Below are 23,456 nucleotides of genomic sequence, written 5' to 3' on the forward strand. Positions count from 1 at the left end.
CGCACCGCCGACCCCGCCGAGGCCGCCGTGATCGACCGCCTCGCGCGGGTCATGGCGCGCGACCGGCGGTGACCCCCGAGCACCTCCTGCTGCTGATCACGGCGGTGGTGGCCGTGGCGCTGGCGCACCGGACGGTCGCGGTGCTCCGCGCCCCGAGCCCGGCCCAGTGGTGGCTCTGGGCAACCTTCGCCCTGCTGCTGCTGTCCTTGGCGCTGACCCGCCGCGACGCCGCCGCGCTCCTGGACGGGCTGTTCGCGGGCGGGAGCTGGATCATCCCCCACACCGCCGCGCTGGCCACGATGTTCGCGCTCCAGGCCTTCTACGTCCTGTCGGTGCGCCCGCCGGGCGGCGTCCGCGCGGCCCTGGGCCGCGGGCTGGCCGTGATGGGCGCCCTCGGCGCGGTCCTGCTGGTGTCCTGGGCCGCCGCCCAGGCCGTCGAGTCCCCGGCCTGGGCGGCGGTCGACTGGGTCACCGAACCCCTGGCGTCGCTGACCAACCTGCTCTACGTCTCGCTCGTCGCCGCCTTCCAGGTCGTCAACGCCCGCCTCACCCTGCGCTGGGCGCGCGTCGCCGACCGCCCCTGGCTCGCCCGCGGCCTGCGGCTGCTGACCATCGGCAACTGCTGCAACGCGGTCTGGTCGGCGCACCGGGCGGGGGCCATCCTCGCGGGCCGCTTCGACGTGCGTCCGCCCTGGCCGCAGGCGGTGGTCGAGCTGTCCCTGCTCGCCGTGGGCCTGACCACCTGCCTGCTGGGCGTGGCGCTGCCCGCGTGGGGCCCGCGCCTGGACGCCGCGCGGGCCTGGGCGTCGCACTACCGCTCCTACCGGCGCCTGACCCCGCTGTGGGAGGCGCTGCGCGCGGCGACGCCCGGCATCGAACTGCCCGCGGCGGCGCCGTGGTGGCGGATGGAGTACCGGCTCCACCGCAGGGTCATCGAGATCTGGGACGGGCGGGCGGCCCTGCGGCCCTACCTGCTGTCCCACGGCGAGGCCGACCCGGGGGCGGAGGCGCGGGCGCTCTCGGCCGCGATCGAGGCGAAGCGCACCGGGGCCCCGCCGCGGTCGACCCCGGGGACGTCGAGCCGCGAGGGCAGCGACGACCTGGAGTCGGAGGTGCTGTGGTTGGAGGACGTGGTGGCGGCGGGGGAGTGGAGCCGCTGAGGCGGACTACGTTAGCCGCGTGGTGCGCGCGGCGACAGCGCCACCGACGCCGCCCCACACCAGCAGCGCCAGCCACACCGAGGGCGAGGGCACCACGCCGTCGATCAACGCCTGGGACAGGCCCTCGGTCAGCGCCCCGGACGGCAGCAGCCGGACCACCTCCGCCATCCCGGACGGCAGCGAGTCGGCGCGCAGCACGATGCCGCCCGCCAGCAGCAGCACGAACCAGATGACGTTCGCCAGCGCCAGCACGACCTCGGCCTTCAACGCCCCGCCGAGCAGCACGCCCAGCGCGCCGAAGGTCAGCGTGCCCAGCACGACCAGCAGCACCGCCCACAGCAGACCGGCCGCCGAGGGCGACCAGCCGAGCAGCAGCGCCACCACGCCCAGCACCACCACCTGCACCGCCACCACCGCGAGCGCGGCCGCGACCCGCCCGGCCACCAGCAGCCAGCGGGGCAGGGCGGTGGCGGCCAAGCGCTTGAGGACGCCGTAGCGGCGGTCGAAGCCCAGCGCGATGGCTTGGCCGGTGAAGGCCGAGGACATGACCGCCAAGGCCAGCACCCGCGGGGTGACCGAGTCCACCCGGGGCTCGGGCATGGCGATGACGTCCAGCGCGCTCAACCCGACCAGCAGGGCCAGCGGGATGAGCAGCGTCAGCAGCAGCTGCTCGCCGTTGCGCAGGGTCAGCACGGCCTCGGTGCGGGCGTGCACGGCGAGCATCCGCCCCACGCGCGCGCGGCCGGGGGAGGGGGTGAAGGTCCCCGCGGGGAAGGTCATGAGCGCAGCTCCCGCCCGGTCAGCTCCAGGAACACGTCCTCCAGGCTGCGCCGCCCCACGTTCAGCTCCTCGGCGAGCACGCCCTGCTGGGCGCACCAGGCGGTGACCGTGGAGACGACCTGGGGGTCGACGGTGCCGGTCACCAGGTAGCCGCCCGCGGTGGGCTCGGAGACGCGGCAGCCCTCGGGCAGGGCGGCCAGCAGCAGCGCGGTGTCCATCCCGGACTTGGCGCGGAAGCGCAGCCGCTGCTCGTCGGGGCCCTCGGCGGTCAGCTCGGCGGGGGTGCCGCAGGCGACCACGCGGCCCCGGTCGACGATGACCACCTGGTCGGCCAGCGCCTCGGCCTCGTCCATCAGGTGCGTGGTGAGCAGCACCGACACCCCGTCCGCGCGCAGCGCCGCGACCAGGTCCCAGACCAGCCTGCGCGCCTGCGGGTCCATGCCCGCGGTCGGCTCGTCGAGGAACACCAGCTCGGGGCGCCCGACCAGGGCGCAGGCCAGCGAGAGCCGCTGCTGCTGGCCGCCGGAGAGCCGCTTGTACGGGGTGCGCGCCGCGCCCGCCAGGCCGAGCACGTCGATCAGCCAGGCCGGGTCCAGGGGGTTCGCCGCGCAGGCCGCCACGAGGGCCAGCATCTCGCCCGCCCGCACGCCCGGGTAGGCGCCGCCGCCCTGCGGCATCACCCCGACCCTGGGGCGCAGGGCGCCCGCGTCGGCCACCGGGTCCAGGCCGAGCACCCGGACGCTGCCGCCGTCGGCGCGGCGGAAGCCCTCGCAGGTCTCGACGGTGGTGGTCTTGCCCGCGCCGTTCGGGCCGAGCAGCGCCAGCACCGCGCCGCGCTCCACCCGCAGCGACAGCCCGTCCACGGCGGTCGTGCGGCCGTAGCGGCAGACCAGCTCGGTGACCTCGACGGCGGGGGCGCTCACGAGGTGGAAGCCTAGGCCGTGGTAGCCGTCACGCGGCGCCCGGGCAGCCACTCGCCGCGCGGGATCCGCTTGCGCACCACCACCAGCGCCAGGGCGGTGACCACGACCGCGGCCATGATGGCGTAGGGGAGCACGAACACGCGGCCGTCGAAGGTCGTGCCGGTGGAGGCGACCGCGACCGCGAGCACCGCGCTGACCGCGGTCGCCACCGCGCGGAACTTGGTGTTGCCCGCGGCCGCCGCCAGCGGCACCGCCGTCCACAGCAGGTACCAGGGCTGCACGGTCGCGCCGAAGACCAGCACCGCGCCCAGCGCCACGCCCAGCCCGGTCAGCGGGCGCAGCTTCCACCGGAACGAGTCCAGCAGCAGCTTGGCCGCGATCACCGGGCCGATGACCGAGCCAACGAACCGGCTCACCGCGATCGCGGCGTCGACGTGGTTGCCCAGGCCCAGCACCACGCCCAGCCAGCCCGCGCCGAAGCCCAGCGCGGTCATCGGGGCCATCCAGCTCTTGACCGTCGAGGCCGTGTTGAGCGTGGCCACCCAGCCGTAGCCCAGGCCGCTGCCGAACGAGCAGGCGCTCAGCACCACGGCGAACACCACGAACAGCCCGCCCGCGGCGAGGAACAGGTGCTTCCACGTGCCGCCCATCCGGCGCGCGATCATCACCCCGAGGAAGCCCAGGGCCAGCGCGGCCGGGATCTTCACCGCGGCGCCGAGGGTGATCACCGAGGCGCCCACGGCGTAGGCCAGCAGCTCCCCGCGCTGCCACGGCGGGAACGGCCCGTCCGGGTCCACCCGGGGCGTGCGGCGCAGCGCCAGCTCGAACCCGACCAGCATCAGCCCGATCGCCAGCGCCTCGTTGTGCACCCCGACGACCAGGTGGAACAGCACCAGCGGGTTCGCCGCGCCCAGCCACAGCGCGCTCACCGGGCTCACCCCGAACCGCCGCGCCAGCCGGGGCAGGGCCCACACCACCATCGCCAGCCCCACCAGGGCGACCAGCCGGTGCATCGCCACCCCCATCACCACGTGGTCCCCGGTGGCCCAGCTGATGACCTTGCCGATGGTGAGGAACAGCGGCCCGTAGGGCGACGGGGTCTCCCGCCAGATCGTCGGCACGCCCAGCGTCAGCGGGTCGTTGAGGCCGAGGGCCTGGGCCGGGCCGACGGTGTAGGGGTCCAGGCCGAGGTTCACGATCTCGCTCTGGGCGAGGTAGCTGTAGACGTCGCGGCTGAAGCTCGGCACGGTGAACACCAGCGGCGTGATCCACATCGCCAGCGTGCGCGCCATCTGCGGCACCGAGACCGCCCGCTCGCGGCCGGGCCTGGCCAGCCTGCCCAGCGCCAGCCAGGCCAGCACCACCATGAACACCCCGGTGAACGCGAACGCCAGCGCCACCGTCGTCATCCGGCTGAACAGGCCCAGCACCGGCAGCCGGAAGACCGGGTTGAACACCGGCGCCGCGCCCGCGCCCAGCGAGCCGATCAGCAGCAGCAGCGAGCCCACCGTGCCGAAGCGGCGGATCGTGTCCAGCTGCCTGCGCTCGGTGGCGTCCAGCGGGGCCGACTCCGGCGTCGGCCGGGACCGCCGCACCAGCGACCCGCCGACCCGCTCGTCCCGCTCGTCCCGCTCGCCGGGGTCTGCCGCCACCACGGGCAGGAGGGTAGCGGGCGCGGTCGCCGGTGACCCGGGTCACCGGCGGGAGACCCACCTTTGCGGCCCCGGGGAAAATACGTCACACTTGTGTTGTGAAAAAGACCGACCCCGCCGCACCAGCCCAGGAGGAGGCCGTCCCCGGTCCCGCCGGGGCCGGTCAGCAGCAGGCCGACGGGCGCACGCGGCACGGCGTCGCCCGGCTGCTGCTCGAGCGCGGCGAGGTCACGGCGGTCGCCGCCGCCGAGGCGCTGGGCCTGAGCCCGGCCGCCGTCCGCAGGCACCTGGACGCGCTGGTGGTCGGCGGGGAGGCGTACACGCGCGACGCCCCCCGCCGCGGCCAGCGGGGCCGCGGACGCCCGGCCAAGCTCTTCCTGCTCACCGAGACCGGGCGCGCCCGGTTCGGCCACGCCTACGACGACCTGGCGATCTCCGCGCTGCGCTTCCTCGCCGAGTCCGGCGGGGAGGCGGCGCTGCGGGCGTTCGCCCGGCGGCGGGTGGCCGGGATGGTCGACCCGCACCGCGAGGCGATCACCGCGGGCCAGGACCCGACCGAGCGCGCCGCGGCCCTGGCCACGGCGCTGACCCGGGAGGGCTACGCCGCCTCCACGCGCAGCGTGGGCGTCGGCGAGCAGCTCTGCCAGCACCACTGCCCGGTCGCGCACGTCGCCGCGGAGTTCCCGCAGCTGTGCGAGGTCGAGACGGCGGTGTTCGCGGACCTGCTCGGCACGCACGTGCAGCGGCTGGCCACGATCGCGGGCGGTGGTGCCGCCTGCACCACGCACGTGCCCAAGGTCCCCGAGCAGGCCACGGTGCCGGAGCAGGCCGCGTCCCCCCGGCGGGGCGCGCGACCACGGCACGCCACGGGGTCCGGGAGCGGCGCAGCCGCCCGCGGCCCCGCCCGAGTTCCGGATGGAGGGAAGTCCCTATGACTGCCGCTGCCGAGCAGCGCACCACCACAGCGACCCCCGCGACCCCCCTGTCGCAGGAGGAGACCCTGGCGTCCCTGGGTCGCTACGAGTACGGCTGGGCCGACTCGGACACCGCGGGTGCGAGCGCCCAGCGCGGCCTCTCCGAGGCCGTCGTGCGGGACATCTCCGCCAAGAAGGGCGAGCCGGGGTGGATGCTGGAGAGCCGCCTCAAGGCGCTGCGGCTCTTCGACCGCAAGCCGATGCCGACCTGGGGTTCCGACCTCTCGGGCATCGACTTCGACAACATCAAGTACTTCGTGCGCTCCACCGAGAAGCAGGCCGCCTCCTGGGAGGACCTGCCCGAGGACATCAAGCGCACCTACGACAAGCTGGGCATCCCGGAGGCCGAGAAGGCCCGCCTGGTGGCCGGGGTCGCCGCGCAGTACGAGTCCGAGGTGGTCTACCACAAGATCAACGAGGAGCTCGAGAAGCAGGGCGTCATCTTCCTCGACACCGACACCGCGCTCAAGGAGCACCCGGAGCTGTTCGAGGAGTACTACGGCTCGGTGATCCCGCACGGGGACAACAAGTTCTCCGCCCTCAACGGCGCGGTGTGGTCCGGCGGCTCGTTCATCTACGTGCCCAAGGGCGTCCACGTCGAGATCCCGCTGCAGGCCTACTTCCGGATCAACACCGAGAACATGGGCCAGTTCGAGCGCACCCTGATCATCGTCGACGAGGGCGCCTACGTGCACTACGTCGAGGGCTGCACCGCCCCGATCTACTCCTCGGACTCGCTGCACTCGGCGGTCGTGGAGATCGTGGTGAAGAAGGGCGGCCGCTGCCGCTACACCACCATCCAGAACTGGTCGAACAACGTCTACAACCTGGTCACCAAGCGCGCCAAGGCCGAAGAGGGCGCGACGATGGAGTGGGTCGACGGCAACATCGGCTCCAAGGTGACCATGAAGTACCCGGCGGTGTTCCTCATGGGCGAGCACGCCAAGGGCGAGGTCCTCTCCATCGCCTTCGCCGGTGAGGGCCAGCACCAGGACGCGGGCGCCAAGATGGTGCACATGGCCCCGCACACCTCCTCGACCATCGTGTCGAAGTCGGTGGCCCGCGGCGGCGGCCGCACCTCCTACCGCGGCCTGGTGCAGGTGAACAAGCGCGCCCACCACGCCAAGTCCACGGTCAAGTGCGACGCGCTGCTGGTGGACCAGATCTCCCGCTCGGACACCTACCCCTACGTCGACATCCGCGAGGACGACGTGCAGATGGGGCACGAGGCCACGGTCTCCAAGGTCAGCGACGACCAGCTGTTCTACCTGATGTCGCGCGGCCTGACCGAGGACGAGGCCATGGCGATGATCGTGCGCGGGTTCGTCGAGCCCATCGCGCGCGAGCTGCCCATGGAGTACGCGCTGGAACTGAACCGACTGATCGAGCTGCAGATGGAAGGAGCGGTCGGCTAATCATGTCGACAGCACAGCCCGCCGTCCTGGGTGAGGCCGGGGACAAGGGGCAGGCGCGCGGTGGCGCCCGGGCCGTGGTGCCCGAGGCGTCCCGCGCGGAGTGGTTCACCTCCTACGACGTCGACGCCTTCGAGGTGCCGTCCGGTCGCGAGGAGATGTGGCGCTTCACCCCCATGAAGCGGCTCGCGGGCCTGCACACCGGCGCCGCGGCGACCGGCACGGCCACCGTCGCGGTGGACGCGCCCGCCGAGGTGTCGGTGGAGCGGGTCGGCCGCGACGACGACCGGCTCGGCCAGGGCGGGGTGCCCGCCGACCGGATCGCCGCGCAGGCCTACAGCTCGTTCACCGAGGCCGTCGTGGTCACCGTGGGCACCGAGCAGCGGGCCTCGGCGCCGACGACGATCACCGTCGACGGCCCCGGCGCCGGGCAGGTCGCCTACGGGCACCTGGCCGTGCGCGCCGAGCGCTTCGCCGAGGCCACCGTGGTGCTCGACCACCGCGGCTCGGGGGTCTACGCCGACAACGTCGAGTTCGTCCTGGCCGACGGCGCCAAGCTCACCGTGGTGTCCATCCAGGACTGGGCGGACGACGCGGTGCACGTCTCGGCCCACCACGCCAGGATCGGCCGGGACGCGGTGCTCAAGCACACCACCGTCACCCTCGGCGGGGACCTGGTGCGGGTGTCGCCGACGGCCGCCTTCGCCGACCGCGGCGCCGAGGTGGACCTGTCCGGGGTCTACTTCGCCGACGCCCACCAGCACTTCGAGCTGCGCACCTTCGTCGACCACAACCAGGCGAACTGCACCTCGAACGTGGTCTACAAGGGCGCGCTGCAGGGCGAGGACGCGCACACGGTGTGGATCGGCGACGTGCTCATCCGCGCGGTGGCCGAGGGCACCCAGACCTACGAGCTCAACCGCAACCTGCTGCTGACCGACGGCGCCCGCGCCGACTCGGTGCCGAACCTGGAGATCGAGACCGGCGAGATCGCCGGTGCGGGGCACGCCAGCGCGACCGGCCGCTTCGACGACGAGCAGCTGTTCTACCTGCAGGCCCGCGGCATCCCCGAGGACCAGGCGCGGCGGCTGGTCGTGCGCGGCTTCTTCCACGAGCTCATCGCCAGGATCGGCGTCCCCGAGGTGCGCGAGCGCCTGGAGGCCGCGATCGAGGCCGAGCTGGAGGCGGTCGGCGCGTGAGCACCCGCGCCTGCTCGCTGGCCGACCTGGACGACGGCAAGCCGTTCCCGGTGGAGGTCGACGGCGAACCCGTCGTCCTGGTCCGCACCGGCGGGCAGGTGCACGCGCTGCGCGACGAGTGCACGCACGCGGAGGTGTCGCTGTCGGAGGGGGAGCTGTCCCGCAAGGGGCTGGAGTGCTGGCTGCACGGGTCGTGCTTCGACCTGCGCACCGGCGCCCCCTCCGCGCCACCGGCCACCGAGCCCGTGCCGGTCTACCCCGTCACCGTCGACGGTGACGACGTCCTGGTCGACGTCACGACCCCCCTGAACCGTGCCTGACCCCGCCCGCCGACCCGCGCCCCCGACCGCCGTCGCCACCGACCCGGTCGCGACGGCGGCGGCCGCGGCGGGGCCGGGGCAGAGCACCCGGCACCACCTGGAGAAGAGACAGAAATGAGCACCCTGGAGATCAAGGACCTGCACGTCTCGGTCGCCACCGAGGACGGTCCGAAGGAGATCCTCAAGGGCGTCGACCTGACCGTCAAGGCCGGCGAGACGCACGCGATCATGGGCCCCAACGGGTCGGGCAAGTCGACGCTGTCCTACGCGGTCGCGGGCCACCCCAAGTACGAGGTGACCTCCGGCACCGTCACCCTCGACGGTGAGGACGTGCTGGCCATGTCGGTCGACGAGCGCGCCCGCGCAGGCCTGTTCCTGGCCATGCAGTACCCGGTCGAGGTGCCCGGGGTGTCGATGTCGAACTTCCTGCGCACCGCCGCGACCGCCGTGCGCGGTGAGGCCCCCAAGCTGCGGACCTGGGTCAAGGAGGTCAAGGAGTCGATGGGCCAGCTGGGCATCGACCCCTCCTTCGCCGAGCGCAGCGTCAACGAGGGCTTCTCCGGCGGGGAGAAGAAGCGGCACGAGATCCTGCAGCTCGACCTGCTCCGGCCGAAGGTGGCCATCCTCGACGAGACCGACTCCGGCCTCGACGTCGACGCGCTGCGCGTGGTGTCCGAGGGCGTCAACCGCTACCGCGAGGGCGGCGAGACCGGCGTCCTGCTGATCACCCACTACACCCGCATCCTGCGCCACATCACCCCCGACTTCGTGCACGTGTTCGCGGGCGGCCGCGTGGTCGAGTCCGGCGGCCCGGAGCTGGCCGACGTGCTGGAGGCCGAGGGTTACGTGAAGTACACCGGTACCCAGGAAGCAGGCGCCACCGCCTGACGTTGACCCTGTCGAGCACCCCCCGCCCCGGCCCGGGGCGGGGTGGGGCCCGAACTCCGGATACCCGAACCCCAGACAGAGCCCGAACCTCAGACAGAGGAGGTGCCGGTCAGGTGACCACCACCGTCCCAGCGCAGCTGGACGTCGCCGCCCTGCGCGCCGACTTCCCCATCCTCGGCCGCACCGTCCGCGACGGCAAGCACCTGGTGTACCTCGACTCCGGGGCCACCTCGCAGAAGCCGACGCGGGTGCTCGACGCCGAGCGGGCGTTCCTGGAGCAGCACAACGCCGCGGTGCACCGCGGCGCGCACCAGCTCGCCGAGGAGGCCACCGACGCCTACGAGGACGCCAGGGCGGCCATCGCCGCCTTCGTCGGCGCCCTGCCCAACGAGCTGGTCTTCACCAAGAACGCCACCGAGGGCGTCAACCTCGTCGCCTACGCGATGGGCAACGCCGCGACCGCCGGGCCCGAGGCGGCCCGCTTCGCCCTCGGCCCCGGCGACGAGATCGTCACCACCGAGATGGAGCACCACGCGAACCTGGTGCCCTGGCAGCAGCTCGCGGCGCGCACCGGCGCGACCCTGCGCTGGTTCCCGGTCACCGACGAGGGCAGGCTCGACCTGTCCGAGCTCGACTCGCTGGTCACCGAGCGCACGAAGCTGGTGGCCTTCACCCACCAGTCGAACGTGCTCGGCACGGTGAACCCGCCCGAGGCGATCGTGGCCAGGGCCAAGCAGGTCGGCGCGCTGACCCTGCTCGACGCCTGCCAGTCGGTCCCGCACCAGCCGGTCGACCTGCGCGCGCTCGACGTCGACTTCGCGGTGTTCTCCAGCCACAAGATGCTCGGCCCGTACGGGCTCGGGGTGCTCTACGGCCGCTTCGAGCTGCTCTCGGCGCTGCCGCCGTTCCTCACCGGCGGCTCGATGATCGAGATGGTGCGGATGGAGGGCTCCACCTTCGCCGCCCCGCCGCAGCGGTTCGAGGCGGGCACGCCGATGACCTCCCAGGCGGTCGGCCTGGGCGCGGCGGTGGGCTACCTGTCCGAGCTGGGCATGCAGCGGGTGTCCGACCACGAGCACGCGCTGACCGTGGCCGCGCTGGCGGGCCTGGCCGAGGTGCCGGGCGTGCGGGTGCTCGGCCCGGTGCTCGACGGCGCGGGCCGGGTGGCCGACCGCGGCGGCGCGGTGTCGTTCGTGCTCGACGGGGTGCACCCGCACGACGCCGGGCAGGTGCTCGACGACCAGGGCGTCGCGGTCCGGGTGGGCCACCACTGCGCCTGGCCGCTGCACCGCAGGCTGGGCGTCCCGGCCAGCATCCGGGCGAGCTTCTACGTCTACAACGACCTGTCCGACGTCGACGCGCTGGTCGCCGGGGTGCGCGAGACCCAGCGGTTCTTCGGGGTGGGCTGATGCAGCTGCAGCAGATGTACCAGGAGATCATCCTGGACCACTACAAGAACCCGCACGGCCGCGGCCTGCGCGACCCGTTCGACGCCGAGTCCTTCCAGGTCAACCCGACCTGCGGGGACGAGGTGACGCTGCGGGTCAAGCTGGACGGCGAGACCGTCACCGACGTCTCCTACGACGGCCAGGGCTGCTCGATCAGCCAGGCCTCCACCTCCGTGCTCACCGACCTGGTGGTCGGCAAGCCGGTGGGCGAGGCGTTCAAGAAGCTCGACGCGTTCGTGGAGCTGATGCAGGGCCGCGGCGAGGTGGAGCCGGACGAGGACGTGCTGGAGGACGGCATCGCCTTCGCGGGCGTGGCCAAGTACCCGGCGCGCGTGAAGTGCGCGCTGCTGGGCTGGATGGCGTTCAAGGACGCCGTCGTGCGAGCCGAAGGGAAGGCCTGACCCGATGAGTGACGAGACCACCACCACCGACGTCTCCCCGGAGGGGGTCGTGCGCGGCGCGGCGGGCATGACCGACCAGGCGCCGCCGAAGGTCGACGCGGCCACGGTGGAGGACGTCGAGGAGGCCATGCGCGACGTGGTCGACCCCGAGGTCGGCATCAACGTCGTCGACCTCGGCCTGGTCTACGACATCCGCGTCGAGGACGACGGCACCGCCACCCTGGACATGACGCTGACCTCGGCGGCGTGCCCGCTCAGCGACGTGATCGAGGAGCAGGCGCGCGGCGCGCTGGTGGGCGCGGGCGTGGTCGACGACTTCCGGATCAACTGGATCTGGATGCCGCCGTGGGGCCCGGACAAGATCACCGAGGACGGCCGCGAGCAGCTGCGCGCGCTCGGCTTCACCGTCTGACCCGGTCCACCCGCTGACCCGACCCGGTCGAGCGCAGGAGGGCCCCGGCACCGCGCCGGGGCCCTCCTGCCGTCCCGGGGCCGGGCCCGCCGGTGCTCCGGTCCGGCGGAGAACCACCGGGCGGGCGCGGCGGGGGTGCGCGGGTTTACCGCTTCCGGTGACAAAGGCGTTCACCCCATAGGGGGGACGGGGCTGTCGGCGCGCGACAGCTTCCGGTCGACCGCGTGGACCCGGTGGCACCGGTGATCGACTTCTGCTCCGATGGGGGGCGTGCCCAGACCCTCACGCGCCGAGCTGGCCGCCGCCAAGGACCGCACCATCCCCGACGTGCTCGCACCGGGTCTGGACGTGCTGTTCTGCGGGATCAACCCCGGGCTGTACTCCGGCTACACCGGCCACCACTTCGCCCGGCCGGGCAACCGGTTCTGGCCCGCCCTGCACGCCTCCGGCTTCACCCCCCGGCTGCTGCGCCCGGACGAGCAGGACGAGCTGACCGGGTTCGGCCTGGGGGTGACGAACCTGGTGGCCAGGGCCACCGCCCGCGCTGACGAGCTGACCGACGACGAGCTGCGCCGAGGCGGCGAGCGGCTGGTGCGGGTGGTGCGCGAGCACCAGCCGCGGATGCTGGCCGTGGTGGGGATCACCGCCTACCGCACCGCGTTCGACGTCCCCAAGGCCGTGATCGGCCGCCAGCCCACCGCGATCGGCGACGCGGGGGTGTGGGTGCTGCCCAACCCCAGCGGGCTCAACGCCCACTACCAGCTCGACGCCCTGGCCGCGGAGTTCAGGAAGCTCCGGGAAGCCCTCCGGTGACCAACCGGCCGCGCAGCCGCCACGGCGCCGCCCGGAACAGCCCCGCCATCGCCCGCGCGGTGCCCGCCACGTCCGCGCGGCCGACGAGGAACGGCAGCCACACCGGCTCGGGCAGGGCGAAGAACCGCTCGAAGAACTCCGGCACGCCCGCGGCGGGCAGCGAGCGCAGCACCCGGGCGCCGTGCGCGCGCAGGGCGTGCACCGAGCGGGCGGCCGGGGTCCACACCGGGTCCGGCGCGCCGGTGGTCAGCGCCTCGGCCAGGGCGGGGGCGACGGCGAGGGAGTCCGCGACGCTGTAGCCGGTGGTGGGGTTCACCATGCCCGCCGCCGCCCCGATCGCGGGCACCCGCGAGCGCGGCAGGTCCATCGGGAACCGGACGACCTCCCGGTCCACCGCCGCGCCGGGGTCGACCCCCGCCGCGCCCAGCCTGGCCAGCAGCCGGTCGCGCAGCACCCCCACCGCCACCCCGGGCTTGGCGACCAGCGAGGTCTCCTCGACCAGCACCCGGTCGCCGGGCAGCGGCACGGCGTAGAGGAAGGTGGCCAGACCGTCCACTGTGGACCATTCGTCCATGAACACCGCCCGGCCCGGCGGGACGAGCCCGGCCACCCGATCCGCCGGGAAGACCAGCCCGTAGGCGGTCTGCTCGGCGCGCGGGCCGCCCGCGCCGCCGGAGAGCACCCGCCGCGCGCCGCTGGCGTCGACCACCGCCCCGCACGCGATGCGGCGTCCCGACGCGAGCACCACCGTGGCGCCGCGCGGGCCCCGGGTGGCCGAGACGACCGAGCCCGCCACGGGGGTCACGGGGGCACTGGCGAGCTGCTCCAGGGCCGCCGCGTTGTCCAGCACGGTGTAGCGCAGATCGAGCCACCGCCCGCCCGCGCGCACCGGCACCGGGTCGTGGTGGGGCAGCAGCGCCTGGTGCTCCCACATCCCGTAGGTGGCGGGCCAGGGTGCGTGCGGCCGCGGCGCCACCAGCGCCACCGCCGCGCCCCGCCGCGCGCACGCCTCCGCCACCGCCCACCCGGCGGGTCCCGCCCCGACCACCACGACGTCCACATCCCGATCCGACCACACCGGCTCCGCCCCGGCAGCGGGGAGTTCCTAAGCTCGACCCCATGCCCGACGCGATGGACCCCCGGCACCCGGACGACCCCCGGCAGGCGCGGCGGGACGGCGGCGCGGCGGCCACCGACCTGGCGGCCAGCCCGTACCGCGCCGACCGCGACCGCATCGTCGCCTCGCCCTTCCTGGCCCGGCTCGGCGGGGTCACCCAGGTGGTCAGCGCCAGCGGGTCCGGGCTGCTGCACAACCGGCTCACCCACAGCCTCAAGGTCGCCCAGGTGGCCAGGGCCATCGCCGAGCGGCTGGCCGCCGACCCCGACCTGGCCCCGCTGCTGGACAAGCTCGGCGGCTGCGACCCGGACGTGGTCGAGGCCGCCGCCCTGGCCCACGACCTCGGCCACCCGCCCTTCGGCCACCTCGGTGAGCAGGTCCTCGACCGGATCGCCCGGCACCGCTTCGCCCTGCCCGACGGCTTCGAGGGCAACGCGCAGAGCTTCCGGATCGTCACCACCATCGACACCCGCGGCCCCCGCGCCGCGGGCCTCGACCTCACCGCCGCCGTGCGCGCCGCCGTGCTGAAGTACCCGTGGGCCCGGCTGGCCGGTCCGCGCCCGCACCCGCGCGAGCTGCCCGACCCGCCGCGCGGCGCCGCCGAACCCGCCGACGCCCCGGGCACCGGGTCGAGCAAGTTCTCCGTCTACGTCACCGAACTCGACGACCAGGCCCAGGCCAGGGCCCCCTTCGCGGGCAGGCTGCCGGACTGGCAGCAGACCGTCGAGGCCTCGGTGATGGACAACGCCGACGACATCGCCTACGCCATCCACGACCTGGAGGACTTCCACCGCATCGGCGTCCTGCAGCACGCCCCCGTCTCGGCCGAGCTGGGCCTGTGGGAGGCAGACCGGGCGGGCTTCGCCGCCCTCGACCCCGCCGAGCTGGCGGGCAGCCGCCGCCCCGGCAGCTCCCTGGAGGCCCTGCGCCGCCGCCTGCACGCCCGCGACGGCTGGATGGTCGACGACGACGCCTTCGCCGACGCGGTCACCCGGGTGCGCGCCGAACTCGTCGACGACCTGCTGTCGATGCCCTTCGACGGCTCCGTGGCCGCCGAGCAGGCCTTCGGCCGCTTCTCCGCGGGCTGGACCGCCCGCCTGGTCGACGGGGTGCGGGTGCTGGCCGACCCGCCCACCCGCTCCGGGCACGTCCTGCTCGCCGAGCGCCAGTGGCACGAGGTGCAGGTGCTCAAGTTCGTCCACCGCCGCTTCGTGCTGCTGCGCCCCGACCTGGCCCTGCACCAGCGCGGCCAGGCCCGCCTGCTCACCAGCCTGGTCGAGGCCCTCGACCAGTGGCTCGACGACCGCTTCGAGGCCGACCGCCTGCCGCGCAGGCTCCGCGACCTCGTCGCCCTCGCCCACGCCGAGTACGCCGACCTGGCCCGGCACAACCCGGACAGCCTCGTCGGCGCCACCGGCGAACCCCCGCGCGGCCGCTCCGCCATCCGCGCCCTCGCCCAGGGCCGGGCGGTCATCGACTTCGTGGCCTCGCTCACCGACACCCAGGCGGTGACCCTGCTCGACGCCCTCTCCGGCAGGCAAGGCCAGTTCTGGTCCGACGCGTTCGTGCTGTAACATAGACATTTGTTCCCGCCACCCACCCCCTCGTCCCCGCCCGGCATCGTTCCCGGCCTGGTACGGACGTCTGCCGGGTTGTGGGGTGGCGGCAGCTGTGGTTGGGGAGCGTGGTTCGGTCGCCCTCCCCCCTCGTCCCCGACTTGCATGGTTCCCGGCCTGGTACGGACGTCTGCCGGGTTGTGGGGTGGCGGCAGCTGTGGTTGGGGAGCGTGGTTCGGTCGCCCTCCCCCCTCGTCCCCGACTTGCATGGTTCCCGGCTTGGTGTGGACGTGTGCCGGATTGTGGGTGGCAGCAGCGGTGGTTGGGGTGGGTGGTTTGGGCGCCCTTCCCCCGCGTTCCCGCGCGGCGTCGTTCCGGGTCGGTGGGGAGGTTGCCGGATTGTGGGTGGCGGCAGCTGGGGCTTGGGGGGCCTGGCAGGGTGGGTGGGGCTTGGCCGCTTCGTCCTGTCGTCCTCGTGGAAAGGCCCTGATGTCCCGGACCGTTCCCCTCAGCACCACCGTCGCTGTCGCGGTGGGGGCGCTGCTGCTCGGGGGGCTGGGTGGCTACGTGCTCTTCGACGTCACCCACGGGCCGCCGCCCGCGCACGCGCCGCACCGACCGCCGCCGCCGGGGGGCGATGAGCCGCAGCCACCGCGGCCACGGCCCACGGCGACGCCGGTCGACCCGCCGTCCACCGCGCCCCGGACCAGCGGGTGAGCGGTCCGGGGCGGCAGCGGGGTCAGCCCAGGGAGCCGGTGGCGAGCAGGCCGCCGTCGATGCGCACGGTCTCGCCGGTCATCCACGCCGAGCGGCCCGAGGCCAGGAACGCCACCAGCTGCGCGATGTCCTCCGGGGCCCCCAGGCGCTTCATCGGGTAGGCGGTGGCGACCTGGTCCTCCCCGGCGGAGTACAGCGCCTCGGCGAACTTGGTCTTGACCACCGCGGGGGCCACCGCGTTGACCCGGATGGCGGGCCCGAGCTGCCAGGCCAGCTCCTCGGTCAGCCGGATGAGCGCGGCCTTGCTCGCCCCGTAGGCGGCGATGACGCCGGTGGAGCGCAGGCCCGCGGTGGAGGCGATGTTGACGACCGCGCCGCCGTGCTCGCCCATCCACGCCTTGTGCGCCAGCTGCACGAAGCCGAGGGCGGCGACGACGTTGGTGTCGAAGATCTTGCGGATGCCGTCGAGGTCGGCGGTCATCAGGTCGCCGTAGACGGGGTTGATGCCGGTGTTGTTGACCAGCACGTCCAGCGAGCCGAACTCGGCCACGGTGCGCTCGACGACCTGCGCGCGGTCCTCGTCGTGCCCGGTGTTGCCCGCGACGGCGAGGACGCGGGCGCCGGGGACGGCCGCCCGGACCTCCTCGGCGGCGGCGTCGAGCGCGTCCTGCTTGCGGGCGGAGAGGGTCACCGCGGCGCCACCGCGGGCCAGCTCGGTGGCCACGGCGAGGCCGATGCCCCGGCTGGAGCCGGTGACGAGGGCGGTCTTCCCGGCGAAGTCGGCGTTGGTCATGGCAGCAGCGTAGCCAAGCGAGCGCTTAGTTCCTAGCGGGCGCGGCCGCGGCGGCGCCCACACCCCGGTGCGGCCGTGGACCGCCCGCGCCGAACCCGTACACTGGGTGAGTGGTCCGCACGGAATGACGCGCTGGCGGGCCCGCGAGCCGCGGTTCGCGGGCCGATGGCCGCAGCCCGCTTCCACCACGCATCGGAGTCCTCCCTTTGATCACCGCCACTGACCTGGAACTGCGCGCCGGTTCGCGCGTCCTGCTCGCCGACGCCACCCTGCGGGTGCAGCCCGGCGACCGGATCGGCCTCGTCGGCCGCAACGGCGCGGGCAAGACCACCACGCTGCGCGTGCTCGCGGGCGAGGGCGAGCCCTACGGCGGCAAGGTCGGCCGCTCCGGCGAGCTGGGCTACCTGCCGCAGGACCCCCGCGAGGGCGACCTGGAGGTCACCGCCAAGGACCGGGTGCTCTCCGCGCGCGGGCTCGACCAGCTGCTGCGCGACATGGAGAAGGCGCAGACGGCGATGGCCGAGCACGCCGACGAGGCGGTGCGGGACAAGGCGGTCGCCCGCTACGGCCGGTTGGAGGAGCGCTTCGCCTCCCTGGGCGGGTACGCCGCCGAGAGCGAGGCCGCGCGCATCTGCTCCAACCTGGGCCTGGCCGACCGGGTCCTGGCCCAGCCGCTGCGCACGCTCTCCGGCGGGCAGCGCAGGCGGGTGGAGCTGGCGCGGATCCTGTTCGCCGCCTCCGAGGCGGGCGCGGGCGGCGGCTCGGGCACGATCCTGCTGCTCGACGAGCCCACCAACCACCTCGACGCGGACTCGATCACCTGGCTGCGCGGGTTCCTCAAGGCGCACACCGGCGGCCTCGTCGTCATCAGCCACGACGTCGACCTGCTGGCCGACGTGGTGAACAAGGTGTGGTTCCTCGACGCCACCCGCGGCGAGGTCGACACCTACAACATGGACTGGAAGCGCTACCTCGACGCGCGCGCCGCCGACGAGAAGCGCCGCCGCCGCGAGCGGGCCAACGCCGAGAAGAAGGCGGGCGCGCTGATGGCCCAGGCGGAGAAGATGCGGGCCAAGGCCACCAAGGCCGTCGCCGCGCAGAACATGATCAAGCGCGCCGAGAAGCTGGTGTCCGGACTGGACGAGGAGCGGGTGGCCGACAAGGTGGCCAGGATCCGCTTCCCGGAGCCCGCCGCCTGCGGCCGCACCCCGCTCACCGCCGAGGGGCTGAGCAAGTCCTACGGCTCGCTGGAGATCTTCACCGGCGTCGACCTGGCCATCGACAAGGGCTCGCGGGTGGTCATCCTGGGCCTCAACGGCGCGGGCAAGACGACGCTGCTGCGGCTGCTGGGCGGGATGGAGGCGCCCGACACCGGCCGGGTGGTGGCCGGGCACGGGCTGCGGCTGGGCTACTACGCCCAGGAGCACGAGACCCTCGACCACGACGCGAGCGTGTGGAGCAACGTCCGCCGCGCCGCCCCGGACACCCCCGAGCAGCAGCTGCGGTCGCTGCTGGGCACGTTCCTGTTCACCGGCGAGCAGCTCGACCAGCCCGCGGGCACCCTCTCCGGCGGCGAGAAGACCCGGCTGGCGCTGGCCGGGCTGGTCTCCAGCGCGGCGAACGTGCTGCTGCTCGACGAGCCGACCAACAACCTCGACCCGGCCAGCCGCGAGCAGGTGCTCGACGCGCTGCGCCGCTACTCCGGGGCGGTCGTGCTGGTCACCCACGACCCCGGCGCGGTCGAGGCGCTGGAACCCGAGCGGGTGATCCTCCTCCCAGACGGCACCGAGGACCACTGGTCGGCCGAGTACCTCGAACTGGTCCAGCTCGCCTGAAAATCGGGCCGCACGCTGGGAGCCTGCGCGCGGGGATCACGCTGCGTCGCAGGTCCGGCATCGGCGGTGACCCCCCTTCCCGCTGATAGTTGGCCATCTCGTCTGGCATTCCTGCGGCGCGTGTTCGATCATTGCGGCGGTAGGGCCCATCCGTGGCCCACCACACGCTATGGGAAGGCGGACAACGTGGCTGACCTGAAGAAAGGCGCGCGGATCACCGGTGCCACGCGCGACAAGCTCGCCACCGACCTGAAGAAGAAGTACGAGAAGGGCGCGAGCATCCGCGCGCTGGCCGAGAGCACGGGCCGCTCCTACGGGTTCGTCCACAGAGTCCTGTCGGAGTCCGGTGTGACGCTGCGCGGTCGGGGCGGGGCGACCCGCACCAAGAAGAAGGCCTGACGCCGCTCCCGCCCCGGGCGGTCGGACCCGAGGGGGCCGGACCTGCGGGGCGGGGGTGGGGTGATCCCGCGGCGGGTCCGCGGTGCCCGCTCAGCCGAGCGGCACCGGGGGCGGGTCGACGGGGGCACCGGTGCGGTCCGGCTCGGCGCTGCCCGCTGTGGCGGAGCGGGCGCGCAGGAGCAGGGCGGCGCCGATCAGCGCCACCGGGTAGACCAGGTAGCCCCAGCGGGTCGCCGGGGCGAGCAGGATCGCCGCGCCCAACCCGGTCGCGGTGCGCCCCACGGCGTCGGCGGCGGTGCGCGGCGGGCGCACCACCAGCCACGCGGCGATCGCGGCCGCGGCGGCGAGCAGCAGCACCATGGCCAGCGCGTGCCCGGCCGGACCGGTGCCCGCGAGCAGGTGGCCGGGGAACGGGCTCGACGCGGGCGAGCCGGAGCGGCCCAGGCCGACCGGGAACTTCAGCACGTGCTCGACGAAGGCCCCCGGGTCGACCAGCAGCACGGGGACGACCAGCGCGGTCGTCCCCGCGGCGAGCGCGCCGAGGAACACCGCGGCCCCGCGCCGCCCCCGCTCGGCGGCCAGGCCCACCGCGAGCACCACCGCGGCGGGCACGGCGGTGAGCTTCATCGTGATGAGCACCGCGCACAGCAGCCCGGCCCACAGCGGCGCCGAGCGCACCCCGGGCCGGTGGGCGACCACGGCGGCGAGCACCACCAGGCCGAGGACGGCGACGTCGTCCCCGGCCACCGCCAGCGTCAGCGCCGTCAGCGGGCCCACCACGAGCAGCTGCGCGGCGCGCACCGGCACGGGCGGGCGGCCCAGCAGGTGCCAGGACAGGGCCAGGGCGCCCAGGAACACCACGAGGAAGGCGATCCGCGCGTCGGTCACCGCGTGGTCGCCGAACAGCGCCCGGGGCATCCCGAACAGCGTCATCGCCGGGCCGTAGGGGGTGTAGTCGTCCGGGTTGGGCGTGGGCCCCAGCGCGGCGAGGGGCAGGTACGGGGTGCCGTCGGCCAGCAGCGCCCGCGCGGCCCGCTCGATCACCCACACCTCGGGCTGCGAGGGGAACGACCACGGCCACGGCCCCCACCGGAACCCCGGGTCGCGCACGGCCACCAGCAGGCCCAGCGGCAGCAGGGTGGCCGCCCCCCAGCCCACGGCCGCCGCCGTCCAGCGCACCCGCGCGCGCCTGCGGTCGCCGGTGAGCAGCAGCCACGCCGACAGCAGCGCCGCGGCCAGGTAGCCCACCGAGGCGCAGTTGCCCCAGACGCGGTAGCCGTAGAACTCCGAGCCGAACGCCGTGCCGACCGCGAACGCCCCGCTGACCGCGTAGAGCACCACGTCGAGCACGACCGCGTGGTCGCGCCGCAGCGCCGCGCGCAGCGGCATCCGATCCTCCTCCACCCGGGCGGGCGTGGCCCGCCCCCGACCGCGGTCAGGCTACTCAGCGGCCCCGACGACCCCGCCGCCCGCCCGCGTGCCCGGCCCGGCTGTGGCAGGTTGTGCTGGTGCCGGGCCCCCCGGGAAGCAGCCGGGGGCGCCGCGCGTTGCACCGGGGTCGGGTCGGTGAGAGGGGATCACGTGGACAGTCCGCGCAGGCTGATGGCGGGAGCGGTGCGCGCGGCCGACGCGCCGAGGGGCCTGCGGCCGGGCACCGTCCGCCGCGTGGCCGCGTTCAGCAGGCCGCACCGCGCCCGGTTGGCGCTGTTCCTGGGGCTGACCGTGGTGTCGGCGGTGCTCGCGGTGACCTCCCCGCTGCTCGCGGGTCGGGTGGTCGACGAGATCGTCGGCGGTGGGTCGGTGCCGGTGGTGGTGTGGCTGGCGGTCGCCATCGCGGGGCTGGCCGTGGTGGACGCGGGCCTGGGCGTGGCCGGGCGCGCGCAGTCCAGCCGCGTGGGGGAGGGGCTGATCTACGACCTGCGCCGCGCGGTGTTCGAGCACGTGCAGCGGATGCCGGTGGCCTTCTTCACCCGCACCCGCACCGGCGCGCTGGTCTCCCGGCTGAACAACGACGTGATGGGCGCCCAGCGCGCCCTGACCACCACCCTGTCCGGCGTGGTCACCAACGTCGTGCAGTTGGTGCTCTCGCTCGGGGTGATGATGACCCTGTCCTGGCAGGTCACGGTGCTCGCGCTGGTCCTGCTGCCGGTGTTCGTGCTGCCCGCGCGCCGGATGGGCAGGCGGATGGCCGACCTGCAGCGCGAGTCGGCCACCCTCAACTCCGCGATGACCACCCAGATGACCGAGCGGTTCTCCGCGCCGGGGGCGACCCTGGTCAAGCTGTTCGGCAGGCCGCGGGTCGAGGCGGAGGAGTTCGGCGAGCGCGCCGCCAGGGTGCGCGACATCGGCGTGCGCGCGGCGATGACGACCCGCTGGTTCATGACCGCCCTGCAGCTGGTGTCGGCGCTGGCGCAGGCCCTGGTCTACGGCCTCGGCGGCTACCTCGCCCTCACCGGGCAGCTCGCCGCGGGCACGGTGGTGTCCCTGGCCCTGCTGCTGACCAGGCTCTACAGCCCGCTGACGGCGCTGGCGAACGTGCGGGTGGACGTGATGACGGCGATGGTGTCCTTCGAGCGGGTCTTCGAGGTGCTCGACCTGCCCCCGATGATCACCGAGCCCGACCGGCCCACGCCGCTGCCCGCGGGCGGGGTGTCGGTGGAGTTCGACGACGTGCGCTTCGGCTACCCCTCGGCCGAGCGGGTGTCGCTGGCCTCGCTGGAGGAGGTGGCGGTGCTCGACCAGCGGGAGAGCCGGGAGGTGCTGCACGGGGTGTCGTTCACCGCCGCGCCGGGGCAGCTGGTGGCCCTGGTGGGCTCGTCGGGGGCGGGCAAGTCGACCATCGCCACCCTGGTGCCCCGGCTCTACGACGTCGACTCCGGCGCGGTCCGGCTCAGCGGCGTCGACGTGCGCCAGCTCAGCGCCGCCGACCTGCGCGGCGCCGTCGGCGTGGTCACCCAGGACGGGCACCTGTTCCACGACACCATCCGGGCGAACCTGCGCTACGCCAAGCCGGGCGCCACCGACGACGAGCTGCTGGCGGCGCTGCGCGGCGCGCGGCTGTCGGACCTGGTCGACTCGCTGCCCGACGGGCTGGGCACGGTGGTGGGCGAGCGCGGCTACCGGCTCTCCGGCGGCGAGCGGCAGCGGCTGACCATCGCCCGCATCCTGCTGGCCCAACCCCGGCTGGTCATCCTCGACGAGGCCACCGCGCACCTGGACTCCGAGTCCGAGGCGGCGGTGCAGGAGGCCCTCGCGCACGCGCTGGCGGGGCGCACCGCGCTGGTGATCGCGCACCGGCTCAGCACGATCCGCCGGGCGGACCAGATCCTCGTGGTGGAGGACGGCCGGGTCGTCGAGCGCGGCACCCACGAGTCGCTGCTGGCCGCCCGCGGCCGCTACGCGGTGCTGCACGAGACCCAGTACGCCGGGTCGGCCGCCTGAGCCCGGGCGCTGCGACACCGGAGCGCGGGCGCTGTGACACCGGAGCGCGAGCGCTGCGACGAACGGGTTGTCCGCTCGCCTGATCCGGTGATCGTTGAAACTCGAATGATGTTCGGCGCGATGGCCCAGTGGTCGGAGGACATCGCCTCCGGGCAAGGAGAACCACCATGCCGACCCGGCACCGCGCCCGCGCCGCCGCGACCGCCTGCCTCGCGCTGCTCGTCCCGATCGCCCCGGTGCTGACCGCCCCCGCGGCGGTGGCCGCCAGCTCCGCCTTCTGCACCGACGGGTCGTTCACCGTGCTGGGCAAGAACGGCAAGAGCGAGTTCCGCGGCACCGTCACCGCCCCCGCCGGGCGCTTCAGCGTCGTGGGCCGCTACACCCGGTTCGACGTCGACCCGGCCACCTTCGCCGTCCACGACTACGCCTTCACCGGGGCGGCCAACCCCGGCGACATGACCGGCGGCAGGCCCACCCCCGTCTTCGCGGGCAAGGTGCCCGACCTGCGCGGGGCGGTGCTGTCCTCGCCGATCACGCTGGAGGTGCGCAAGGAGCGGCTGGAGATCTCCCGCTCCGGCGGCGGCGCGTCGGTCAAGGTCCAGGCGAAGGACTGCGCCCAGGGCGGGATCTTCCAGATGGAGCCCGCCCGCGCCGACGGCACCCGCACCCGCGTCGTGCACACCCTCGGCGCCGGGGCGCACTACTTCGACAACCAGAACTTCCGCGACCGGCTCGGGCAGTACCTCGGCTCGGGCTGCGCCGACGTGACCACCGGCCCGCCCGGGCAGGCGTGCGTGCGGGTCACCCCGCGGGTCAACATCACCAGCGACAGCGCGCCGCGGCTCATCCTGCGCGACTCCGCCCAGGTCGCCACGCGCATCCGGCAGCCGGAGTGCGGGCCGGACCTGACCAACGCCCTCGGCCTGGCCGAGACCCGCGACCACTGCGGGGCGATGAGCGTGTGGGACGTCGCCAGCGGCGGCAGGCTCGGCATGGTCACCGGCGAGGACGCGACCGAGGTGGCCAACCCGCCCACCGCGTGCACCGCCGACTGCGAGGCGGGCAACCAGGTCAACGGCACGCTGGCGGTGCTGGGGTTCCCCGCGCCGGTGGCCGCGGCGAGCAAGCTGGGCCCGGCGACGAGCACCACCGGCCTGGCCGACCCCCTCACGGCCCCGTGATGACGCACTGACCCCGGTCGCCGGGCCGCCCCGCG

21 protein-coding genes are annotated in these 23,456 nt (G+C 74.5%); 15 read left to right on the forward strand and 6 right to left on the reverse strand.

Going from position 1 to position 23,456, the window contains the following annotated elements:
- Positions 1 to 68: 68 nt before the first annotated feature.
- Positions 69 to 1,160, forward strand: coding sequence for an MAB_1171c family putative transporter (locus tag BJP25_RS34030; RefSeq protein ID WP_075974164.1), 1,092 nt, complete (start codon positions 69 to 71; stop codon positions 1,158 to 1,160).
- Between the two features lie 6 nt (positions 1,161 to 1,166).
- Here the strand turns inward: BJP25_RS34030 and BJP25_RS07825 are convergent, their stop codons facing one another.
- From BJP25_RS07825 to mptB, 3 genes are read right to left on the reverse strand one after another with little or no spacing between them, the layout of a single operon-like run.
- A complete protein-coding gene (locus BJP25_RS07825) occupies positions 1,167 to 1,940 on the reverse strand; it encodes an ABC transporter permease (protein WP_075974165.1) in 774 nt (257 codons plus the stop codon).
- Positions 1,937 to 2,863 carry an ABC transporter ATP-binding protein gene (locus BJP25_RS07830; protein WP_075974278.1) on the reverse strand — a complete coding sequence of 309 codons (927 nt, stop codon included), beginning with the start codon at positions 2,861 to 2,863 and terminating at the stop codon, positions 1,937 to 1,939. The genes BJP25_RS07825 and BJP25_RS07830 overlap by 4 nt, the downstream gene beginning before the upstream one ends.
- A gap of 11 nt (positions 2,864 to 2,874) precedes the next feature.
- The gene (gene mptB, locus BJP25_RS07835) at positions 2,875 to 4,458 is read right to left on the reverse strand and encodes a polyprenol phosphomannose-dependent alpha 1,6 mannosyltransferase MptB (protein WP_408607121.1); all 1,584 of its coding nucleotides are present in this window, start codon (positions 4,456 to 4,458) and stop codon (positions 2,875 to 2,877) included.
- Between the two features lie 155 nt (positions 4,459 to 4,613).
- On the opposite strand from mptB, the gene BJP25_RS07840 reads away from it, so the two are divergent.
- From BJP25_RS07840 to mug, 9 genes are all read left to right on the forward strand, one after another.
- A complete protein-coding gene (locus tag BJP25_RS07840) occupies positions 4,614 to 5,450 on the forward strand; it encodes a helix-turn-helix transcriptional regulator (RefSeq protein ID WP_143218945.1) in 837 nt (278 codons plus the stop codon).
- Positions 5,447 to 6,904 carry a Fe-S cluster assembly protein SufB gene (gene sufB, locus BJP25_RS07845; RefSeq protein ID WP_075974166.1) on the forward strand — a complete coding sequence of 486 codons (1,458 nt, stop codon included), beginning with the start codon at positions 5,447 to 5,449 and terminating at the stop codon, positions 6,902 to 6,904. The genes BJP25_RS07840 and sufB overlap by 4 nt, the downstream gene beginning before the upstream one ends.
- Before the next feature lie 2 nt (positions 6,905 to 6,906).
- Entirely contained in the window at positions 6,907 to 8,100 is a 1,194-nt protein-coding gene (gene sufD / locus BJP25_RS07850; RefSeq protein ID WP_075974167.1) for a Fe-S cluster assembly protein SufD, read from the forward strand.
- On the forward strand, positions 8,097 to 8,420 hold the full coding sequence (locus BJP25_RS07855; protein WP_075974168.1) for a non-heme iron oxygenase ferredoxin subunit: 324 nt from the start codon (positions 8,097 to 8,099) through the stop codon (positions 8,418 to 8,420). Before sufD ends, BJP25_RS07855 begins: the two co-directional genes overlap by 4 nt.
- 114 nt (positions 8,421 to 8,534) lie before the next feature.
- Complete coding sequence (sufC, locus tag BJP25_RS07860) at positions 8,535 to 9,308, forward strand: Fe-S cluster assembly ATPase SufC (protein ID WP_075974169.1); 774 nt, start codon at positions 8,535 to 8,537, stop codon at positions 9,306 to 9,308.
- Positions 9,309 to 9,421: 113 nt separating this feature from the next.
- On the forward strand, positions 9,422 to 10,717 hold the full coding sequence (locus BJP25_RS07865; protein ID WP_075974170.1) for a cysteine desulfurase: 1,296 nt from the start codon (positions 9,422 to 9,424) through the stop codon (positions 10,715 to 10,717).
- Complete coding sequence (gene sufU / locus BJP25_RS07870) at positions 10,717 to 11,157, forward strand: Fe-S cluster assembly sulfur transfer protein SufU (protein ID WP_075974171.1); 441 nt, start codon at positions 10,717 to 10,719, stop codon at positions 11,155 to 11,157. Before BJP25_RS07865 ends, sufU begins: the two co-directional genes overlap by 1 nt.
- 4 nt (positions 11,158 to 11,161) lie before the next feature.
- Positions 11,162 to 11,569 carry a metal-sulfur cluster assembly factor gene (locus BJP25_RS07875; RefSeq protein WP_075974172.1) on the forward strand — a complete coding sequence of 136 codons (408 nt, stop codon included), beginning with the start codon at positions 11,162 to 11,164 and terminating at the stop codon, positions 11,567 to 11,569.
- Positions 11,570 to 11,839: 270 nt separating this feature from the next.
- The gene (gene mug / locus BJP25_RS07880) at positions 11,840 to 12,382 is read left to right on the forward strand and encodes a G/U mismatch-specific DNA glycosylase (RefSeq protein WP_408607117.1); all 543 of its coding nucleotides are present in this window, start codon (positions 11,840 to 11,842) and stop codon (positions 12,380 to 12,382) included.
- Here mug and BJP25_RS07885 read toward each other — a convergent pair.
- Positions 12,354 to 13,442: a lycopene cyclase family protein gene (locus BJP25_RS07885; protein ID WP_075974174.1), complete on the reverse strand. Its 1,089-nt coding sequence runs from the start codon at positions 13,440 to 13,442 to the stop codon at positions 12,354 to 12,356. The two genes, mug and BJP25_RS07885, sit on opposite strands and share 29 nt — an antisense overlap.
- A gap of 59 nt (positions 13,443 to 13,501) precedes the next feature.
- Here BJP25_RS07885 and BJP25_RS07890 point away from each other — a divergent pair, with 59 nt between their 5' ends.
- Positions 13,502 to 15,073, forward strand: a complete 1,572-nt coding sequence (locus BJP25_RS07890; RefSeq protein WP_408607118.1) for a deoxyguanosinetriphosphate triphosphohydrolase family protein — start codon at positions 13,502 to 13,504, stop codon at positions 15,071 to 15,073.
- A gap of 721 nt (positions 15,074 to 15,794) precedes the next feature.
- On the opposite strand, the gene BJP25_RS07900 is transcribed toward BJP25_RS07890, so the two are convergent.
- Entirely contained in the window at positions 15,795 to 16,565 is a 771-nt protein-coding gene (locus BJP25_RS07900) for an SDR family oxidoreductase (RefSeq protein ID WP_075974176.1), read from the reverse strand.
- A 206-nt stretch (positions 16,566 to 16,771) separates the two neighbouring features.
- On the opposite strand from BJP25_RS07900, the gene BJP25_RS07905 reads away from it, so the two are divergent.
- Together BJP25_RS07905 and BJP25_RS07910 are read left to right on the forward strand one after the other, a co-directional pair.
- Entirely contained in the window at positions 16,772 to 18,400 is a 1,629-nt protein-coding gene (locus tag BJP25_RS07905) for an ABC-F family ATP-binding cassette domain-containing protein (protein ID WP_075974177.1), read from the forward strand.
- A 186-nt stretch (positions 18,401 to 18,586) separates the two neighbouring features.
- Positions 18,587 to 18,799, forward strand: coding sequence for a helix-turn-helix domain-containing protein (locus tag BJP25_RS07910; protein ID WP_075974178.1), 213 nt, complete (start codon positions 18,587 to 18,589; stop codon positions 18,797 to 18,799).
- A gap of 90 nt (positions 18,800 to 18,889) precedes the next feature.
- Here BJP25_RS07910 and BJP25_RS36095 read toward each other — a convergent pair whose 3' ends face one another.
- On the reverse strand, positions 18,890 to 20,188 hold the full coding sequence (locus BJP25_RS36095) for a glycosyltransferase 87 family protein (protein ID WP_075974179.1): 1,299 nt from the start codon (positions 20,186 to 20,188) through the stop codon (positions 18,890 to 18,892).
- 213 nt (positions 20,189 to 20,401) lie between these two features.
- Between BJP25_RS36095 and BJP25_RS07920 the strand changes: the two genes are divergently transcribed.
- A complete protein-coding gene (locus tag BJP25_RS07920; protein WP_408607122.1) occupies positions 20,402 to 22,240 on the forward strand; it encodes an ABC transporter ATP-binding protein in 1,839 nt (612 codons plus the stop codon).
- 167 nt (positions 22,241 to 22,407) lie between these two features.
- Complete coding sequence (locus tag BJP25_RS07925) at positions 22,408 to 23,421, forward strand: hypothetical protein (protein WP_075974181.1); 1,014 nt, start codon at positions 22,408 to 22,410, stop codon at positions 23,419 to 23,421.
- The last annotated feature ends 35 nt before the right edge of the window (positions 23,422 to 23,456 follow it).

The sequence above is a fragment of the Actinokineospora bangkokensis genome (assembly GCF_001940455.1).
Classification (GTDB): Bacteria; Actinomycetota; Actinomycetes; order Mycobacteriales; family Pseudonocardiaceae; genus Actinokineospora; species Actinokineospora bangkokensis.

Bases quoted from the DNA above. Each gene is read 5' to 3' on its own strand.
- BJP25_RS36095 (WP_075974179.1), bottom strand. From the start codon at position 20,188: ATGCCGCTGCGCGCGGCGCTGCGGCGCGACCACGCGGTCGTGCTCGAC.
- BJP25_RS07925 (WP_075974181.1), top strand. From the start codon at position 22,408: ATGCCGACCCGGCACCGCGCCCGCGCCGCCGCGACCGCCTGCCTCGCG.
- BJP25_RS07890 (WP_408607118.1), top strand. From the start codon at position 13,502: ATGCCCGACGCGATGGACCCCCGGCACCCGGACGACCCCCGGCAGGCG.
- sufC (WP_075974169.1), top strand. From the start codon at position 8,535: ATGAGCACCCTGGAGATCAAGGACCTGCACGTCTCGGTCGCCACCGAG.
- BJP25_RS07825 (WP_075974165.1), bottom strand. From the start codon at position 1,940: ATGACCTTCCCCGCGGGGACCTTCACCCCCTCCCCCGGCCGCGCGCGC.
- BJP25_RS07920 (WP_408607122.1), top strand. From the start codon at position 20,402: ATGGCGGGAGCGGTGCGCGCGGCCGACGCGCCGAGGGGCCTGCGGCCG.
- BJP25_RS07900 (WP_075974176.1), bottom strand. From the start codon at position 16,565: ATGACCAACGCCGACTTCGCCGGGAAGACCGCCCTCGTCACCGGCTCC.
- sufB (WP_075974166.1), top strand. From the start codon at position 5,447: ATGACTGCCGCTGCCGAGCAGCGCACCACCACAGCGACCCCCGCGACC.
- sufD (WP_075974167.1), top strand. From the start codon at position 6,907: ATGTCGACAGCACAGCCCGCCGTCCTGGGTGAGGCCGGGGACAAGGGG.
- sufU (WP_075974171.1), top strand. From the start codon at position 10,717: ATGCAGCTGCAGCAGATGTACCAGGAGATCATCCTGGACCACTACAAG.
- BJP25_RS07875 (WP_075974172.1), top strand. From the start codon at position 11,162: ATGAGTGACGAGACCACCACCACCGACGTCTCCCCGGAGGGGGTCGTG.